General features: G+C 47.5%; 7 protein-coding genes. 1 reads left to right on the top strand and 6 read right to left on the bottom strand.

Annotation, left to right across the window (positions count from 1 at the left end; all coding sequences use genetic code 11):
* Window positions 1–82: 82 nt before the first annotated feature.
* Complete coding sequence (locus TES5_RS02240; RefSeq protein ID WP_068559270.1) at window positions 83–736, bottom strand: VanZ family protein; 654 nt, start codon at window positions 734–736, stop codon at window positions 83–85.
* Between the two features lie 714 nt (window positions 737–1,450).
* Here TES5_RS02240 and TES5_RS02250 point away from each other — a divergent pair.
* Window positions 1,451–2,083, top strand: coding sequence for a PepSY domain-containing protein (locus tag TES5_RS02250; protein WP_068559274.1), 633 nt, complete (start codon window positions 1,451–1,453; stop codon window positions 2,081–2,083).
* 135 nt (window positions 2,084–2,218) lie between these two features.
* Here TES5_RS02250 and TES5_RS02255 read toward each other — a convergent pair whose 3' ends face one another.
* The 5 genes from TES5_RS02255 to TES5_RS02275 all read right to left on the bottom strand — a co-directional run bounded on the left by TES5_RS02255 (window position 2,219) and on the right by TES5_RS02275 (window position 5,544).
* Window positions 2,219–2,779 (bottom strand): hypothetical protein, encoded by a 561-nt coding sequence (locus TES5_RS02255; protein WP_068559276.1) that lies wholly within the window; start codon window positions 2,777–2,779, stop codon window positions 2,219–2,221.
* The gene (locus tag TES5_RS02260) at window positions 2,776–3,315 is read right to left on the bottom strand and encodes a hypothetical protein (RefSeq protein ID WP_068559278.1); all 540 of its coding nucleotides are present in this window, start codon (window positions 3,313–3,315) and stop codon (window positions 2,776–2,778) included. The genes TES5_RS02255 and TES5_RS02260 overlap by 4 nt, the downstream gene beginning before the upstream one ends.
* Complete coding sequence (gene pilM / locus TES5_RS02265) at window positions 3,308–4,339, bottom strand: type IV pilus biogenesis protein PilM (RefSeq protein ID WP_068559280.1); 1,032 nt, start codon at window positions 4,337–4,339, stop codon at window positions 3,308–3,310. Before pilM ends, TES5_RS02260 begins: the two co-directional genes overlap by 8 nt.
* 43 nt (window positions 4,340–4,382) lie before the next feature.
* Window positions 4,383–5,138, bottom strand: a complete 756-nt coding sequence (locus TES5_RS02270) for a prepilin peptidase (RefSeq protein WP_068559282.1) — start codon at window positions 5,136–5,138, stop codon at window positions 4,383–4,385.
* Window positions 5,139–5,202: 64 nt separating this feature from the next.
* Entirely contained in the window at window positions 5,203–5,544 is a 342-nt protein-coding gene (locus TES5_RS02275; protein ID WP_068559283.1) for a competence type IV pilus major pilin ComGC, read from the bottom strand.
* Window positions 5,545–6,000 lie beyond the last annotated feature (456 nt).

Here is a 6,000-nt window from a genome sequence, read left to right on the forward strand (position 1 = left end):
AAGTTCCCGGTAATACCTAATTTTCCATTAAAAGCATAAATGTCAACAGCCTGAAAAACACTGATGATTAAGTGTTCCCAGGCTATTTATTTTTCCAACGCAGCCATAATTCTCTGGCACCCACATAAAGCAGGATTCCGATTGCCGCGCCTAATCCGTCGATGAGGACATCCTTCAGCATTGGGCCGCGGCCGGGCACGAATAGTTGATGAAACTCATCACTGATTGCATATACCACACAGAACAGTAGGCTGGCACCTCTCCGTTTCCAGGCGGTCGCGGTGGAGGCCTCGTTCTTCATTGCATGCGAAACCAGGAAACCGAGGATCAGATACGCGATGAAGTGGGCGGATTTCCGGATCAATCTGCCTGCGTAGGAAAAACTGGTGTCCTGCACGAAATCGACGAACAGGAACAGACCGATCGCCATCACCAAAAAAATGGCGGTTCCACTGATGATCCAGCGTTTCTTGATGCCGAAAATTTCCGGTTCATCCTGTTGTGTTTCGAGCAGATGGATCAGCACCAGAATGCCTGCCAAAAACACGACCGTTCCCTGCGCACGCGTGAAATGTTCGATGAGCGCAGCAAGCTGATTGAGTCCGTTCGCCAAAAAGCGTGTCACGCTTCCGCTCAAAATGATGGACTGATCTGCCGGTTGAGCCGAAAGCATAAAAATAACAATCATCCATGCGATTACCGGTAGCCAATCATAAATGCGTCGCTCTCTTTTCATCGGCAGCGCCTCCTTTCCTTCCGACTGAATGTTCCTTTCAGTATATCAGATAGTTGAGGTGCGTTGTAGTCTGTAGGCTGAAGATTTTGCTTGCTGCTCCGGTGAGCGGTTGGGTCGCCGGAGCTGGCGTTGGCTTCTTTGGCTGTCCTCCGGGGAAGACTTCCTCACCGAAGTTGGTGCATCTCTTCCCATATTACCTCCAAGGACGCACGGCTTCGCCGGAGGTAACCTGCCCTTTGCGGCCGGATCCTCCGGCCTAACATACCTGCTTTCGCTCCTCCTGCGAGCGGCGGGGTCGCAGGAGTTGACGCGGTCTTCATTCGCTGTATTCCGATGAAGCCTTCCTTACAGGAGTTGGTACATCTCTTTCCAGCATTAGCTCCGGGGACGCACGGCTTCGCCGGAGGTAGCCCGCCCTTAGTGGCCGGCTCCTCCGGCCAAACATACTTGCTTTCACTCCTCCTGCGAGCGGCGGGGTCGCAGGAGTTGACGCCCACTTCTTTTGCTGTCCTCCGGTGAAGACTTCCTTACAGGAGTTGGTGCATCTCTTCCCAGTATTACCTCCAAGGACGCACGGCTTCGCCGGAGGTAACCTGCCCTTTGCGGCCGGATCCTCCGGCCTAGCATACTTGCTTTCGCTCCTCCTACGAAGGCCGTTTTGTTTGATCCAAAATGTTGTTTGCCTTATCCTTGTATAAGAAAGGATGATGTTAAATGATGCAGAATTGGAAGTATATCGCCTTATCCGGCTTGGCGGTTTTGACGCTCGCTGGGTGCGGAGATAACGCGAACACCACTGATGAGATCTCGATCACCAGTTCCTCAATGGCGCAGGAAGCCAGTACCGAGACGATGGATCCGGCGAACACAAGTAGTACTGCGGTCGCAACCGATGATGCATTGCCGGCCGAAACAGGCTACAGCAGCGTATCCTTGGACCGTGCCGTCGCAATTTTCATGGAAAAATATCCGGATGCCCAGATCAAAGAAGTCGACTTCGACAAAGATTTCGGCGACTACACTTATGAAATCAAAGGTGTCGTCGGACAGACCGAATATGAGCTTCGTGTTGATGCCGAGACCGAAGAAATCCTGAAGGAAGATAGTGAAAATAACGATCACGATGACGACGGCTACCTATCCTTCGGTAATCTGATCACTCCTGCCGAGGCCATTCGGATCGCCCAGGAACGCATCAACACCGATGCTTCAGCGTTTGAAGGCTGGAAACTGGACAATAATGATGATCACGGAAATGCTCCTGTTTATGAAGTCGAGTTCCAAGGACACGATGCCGAAGTGAAGATTCACGCTGAGACTGGTGAAGTTTTGGGAGTCGATGGCTGATCTGGCTCACCTTGACTGTTCAATGCCTGAATGCAAGGACTTCTGTTCGCCTCACTATGGGATAACACAAACGAGCAGCACCCTCACATTTTCTTGTGAGGGTGCCGCTCGTTTTTTAATGATGTATGAAAAAATTCAATTTTGAGCGTCTTCGGATTCAGCTACGTAATAAAACAGTTCAAAAGTGAAAGTACCGCTGAAAGACTCCTCGCCAAGCTTTTCGAACCCAAAAGAATGGATATTCCAGATGCGTTCCAAGCCCTCGAGCCTTTCGACCAGTCTCTGCAGATTACCTGCAGCAGTGCTTGTCATTTCCACTTCATAAGTGCTCTTACGGTAACTTTCATCAAGTCCTTCGATCGCTTCGGGTTCTTCTGCACGCACGATTTGTTGCACCAGCACATTCTCTTCGGCCGCAAGCTGTTCCATAATGACCAGTTCTTGGTCGACCCTTTCGCCTTCAGGTAAAAACTCCCAAGTCTCTTCGTAAGTTTGACGGTACTCCTCCAGTAACGTTGCTTCTGGAGGATAATCGGCCAGCAAGCTCGTTTGTTCTGCTACTAGCTGTGCTGCACGATCAGCTCCTTGCTTAATCGGAGCGAGAAAATACACGTGCCCGAAAACGAAAGCCGCCAGAACCATCAGTCCCATCACAAAAGCCAATAAAATAGACAGCCGATCCCATTTCAGCTTCATGAAAGAACCTCCTCTCGCAACGCCGCTTCATCCAGATCCAGCCAGAGTTCGACCGTCGAACCCGCTCCGTCCACTTGATTTTCCATGCGGATGAGCTGGACATTCGAAACATACGCCAACGCTTTAAACTTTTCGACAGTTTCGGAGATTTCCGTGACGGTCAGTCCCTCCAACACCAAGGTGATCTGATTGGTTTCATTTTTATTGAAAATAGCCACATGCTGTTCCCCGTTCGGAACTTGCGCTATGATTGCCTTTGCCACGAAGGCCATCGGATATTGTTTCGCTTCAAAAGTGGCTTTGTTCTCTGCCGTCCGATCCGTCAATTGTGCGTATTCCTGCATTTGCCGCGAAATACTCAACTGCTCTTCCTCGGTCTGAAGCCACTCCCGGTCACGCATTTCCGCTTTTGTGTAATACGCTTGCGCCGAGAAAAAATAGATACCCATCAGAATAAACAGGAAAAGGAAAGCACCGCCAAGCACAAAAGGAAGAAAATTCTGCTGTTTTTTTTCAAAAAAATTGACTTCAAACATGTTCCTTTTCCTCCTGTACTTTTTTTGCGGTACGCTTCATTTTTTTCTGCGCAACTTTCTTCGGAACACCGGCCTGCTTCTCCTTCGTTGCGAGCCCGTATAAAGGCAAAAATTTGGGGTTGATTTCTTCAGACGGCTGCAGCAGGTGAATCGGCAGGAAAAAGCGCTGGGATAATTGTTCCTTTACCTTATCCAGATACGGGAAATCGCCTGCCAAAACGATGTCCGTCACGCCGCCTTGACCGTTCATCACAGAATAACGATAAAACTCCAACAGTCTTTCCAAAACATCCAGCATATCCGTGATCGTCTCTTCAAAAGACTCCTGATCGTCCTTCCAGACCCATTCGCCTTCCGGACCGATTTCCCACAAATCAACCAAACGGGCTATGCGTGAATGGCGCGAAAATTTAGGCAAATCACGGTGGAAAACCATGATCGTATGATCCACCGGACTCCATTGCAGCACCATCACATGCTTATCTGGAGTCTGTTCCAAATCAGTCTGCTGCCGGATGTTCCGGTACAGGCACAGCGAAGAAATATCCGCCAAGATCGGATTCAAGTCTACCTTCTCCAATAAGGATTCGTACTCAAAAATGACTTCCTGCGGATAGAGCATCAAGAGGATGTTCTGATCCATATCGCTAGCTTCAAGCAACTCAAAATGAAAACGTGTCTCCTTGAACGGCGAGCGGATCAGCTGGCCCATATGCAAGGCAACATACGCCCTGATCTCTGACGGTGCCAACTGTACGGGTATCTTTTCCTCCCGCACGATGACAAAATCGTCCGGCAAGAGAATGGATGCTTGAGCATTTTTCCATTTTTTTTCGGTAACCAGCGCGTTCAGGCGATTCTCCAGCAACGATTGATTGATGATTCTCCCTTCATGGAGGATCTCGGTGTCAAACAAAATCTCATTTTTCTCCAGTATGGTCCGGGATTGCGCATCCATGACCAGATAGCGGATCCGTCGCTCCAAAAATTCAAAATAAAGCAATGGTTTTTTCTGAAATAACATCATGTACCTCCTTCCCTCTCCGAAACATAAACAGTGATCCGACTCAACTGAAAAATGCCAAGTACCACTGAATCAACGCTTCGCCAAAATAAAAAACAGTCATTGCGGCCAGACCGATATACGGCCCGAACGGTATCGTCATTTTCCGATCGCCACCCTTCAGCTTCATCAGGATCATCCCAACGATCGCGCCGTAAAGTGTGGCCAAAAAGAACAAGAGCAAAAAATGAACAGGTCCGAAAATGAACCCCAATAAAGTGAAGTATTTCAAATCACCAGCACCCATGCCTCCGTTCGATGCAAGGATGACCACGAATACCAAAATAAAAGCCAGACCCGCTCCCGCCAATGACATCCACAGAGACGGCTGCGGATACAGCAAGCGCACCGCCACAAACAAAGGCGTGAAAAACAAAAGCAGCTTGTTGGGAATTTTACTGTAGGCAAAATCCGATACCGTGACCGGAATGATGAGCGCGATCAGCAGCGCACCCAGAAGCGTTTGTTCAGTCAAACCATAGCGGTAGTAAGTGAAGGCCGCCAAGAGGCCGGTCGCCAGCTCCATGATCGGGTACAGCAGCGAAATTTTTTCCTTGCATTCACGGCACCTGCCGCTTTGGCGCACAAAAGACCAGACCGGAATCAATTCTTTCCAAGTCAAAGTCCGCTGGCAGGTGTCGCAATAGGAACGTGTTTGAGCCAACAACGACCCGTTCGGCACCCGCAACCCCACCACATTAAAAAAAGACCCGAACACCAAGCCGTAGATGAAAAAAATAACGGTTATGATTGTATGCATAAAAAAACTCCTGATAAGCAAGAAAGACCCCACGAAGGAGTCTTTCTATGTATTTGAATGGGTGTTACGGTGTTGTTGTTGTCAATTCCCCTGCTTCTGCTTGTGCTTTTGTTATAGATTCTGGTGATGTACCTTTATATTTTTTTTCTAGATACCCCTTGTTTTTCAAAGTAGCTATATCGACAGGACTTACCGGATCTTTTTCTTGTAAGAAGTACATTTGCGCAGCATCGATAACCAGCTCTTGCTGTTGTGCTTCTGTATCCGTTTTAGCCTTAGAAACAACATTCCCAACCAATGGAATCGAAATCGCTACAATAAATCCTAAAATTGCAATAACCGCTAGCAACTCTACTAATGTAAATCCGCCTTCTTTTTTCAACAACTGTTTGATTTTATTTCTCATGTTTATTTCCTCCGTCTTATTCTGTATTTTTTTACTGTTTGTTTACTAAAAAAACTCACTTCTTTTTTCAACAGAAGTTTATTTCTTTCCTATTATATAAAAACTAATTTACGTATGCAATCTTTTTGTTTAAAAATTATCCAAACGTTTCGAACGCTTAATTGCAATATCAAATGCATAAAAAATTTTAAAAACCTTTATAGACAGCGAATTACTCAATAATCCAGTATTACCAATGCTTTGAAGCCATTGACGGCAGGGAGTGTTTCATCCCTTACCATTTTTCAGGTGAGTTGTTGGTGGTTCTGACCCAAGAGGATAGGTTAGCTGAGTCAAGAGAAGGAGCAAAGCGGCTCTTGACTCAGCTAATCTATTCTCTTATCCTATAGAACCAACAAAACACCTTAAGCTGCTTGTAAATCGGCCAGTTCTTCCTGAAGGCGTTCTGCAGGTGTT

Source organism: Trichococcus sp. ES5 (genome assembly GCF_900067165.1).
Taxonomy (GTDB): Bacteria; Bacillota; Bacilli; order Lactobacillales; family Aerococcaceae; genus Trichococcus; species Trichococcus flocculiformis.

Bases quoted from the DNA above. Each gene is read 5' to 3' on its own strand.
- TES5_RS02260 (WP_068559278.1), bottom strand. From the start codon at position 3,315: ATGTTTGAAGTCAATTTTTTTGAAAAAAAACAGCAGAATTTTCTTCCT.
- TES5_RS02250 (WP_068559274.1), top strand. From the start codon at position 1,451: ATGATGCAGAATTGGAAGTATATCGCCTTATCCGGCTTGGCGGTTTTG.
- TES5_RS02275 (WP_068559283.1), bottom strand. From the start codon at position 5,544: ATGAGAAATAAAATCAAACAGTTGTTGAAAAAAGAAGGCGGATTTACA.
- TES5_RS02270 (WP_068559282.1), bottom strand. From the start codon at position 5,138: ATGCATACAATCATAACCGTTATTTTTTTCATCTACGGCTTGGTGTTC.
- pilM (WP_068559280.1), bottom strand. From the start codon at position 4,339: ATGTTATTTCAGAAAAAACCATTGCTTTATTTTGAATTTTTGGAGCGA.
- TES5_RS02255 (WP_068559276.1), bottom strand. From the start codon at position 2,779: ATGAAGCTGAAATGGGATCGGCTGTCTATTTTATTGGCTTTTGTGATG.
- TES5_RS02240 (WP_068559270.1), bottom strand. From the start codon at position 736: ATGAAAAGAGAGCGACGCATTTATGATTGGCTACCGGTAATCGCATGG.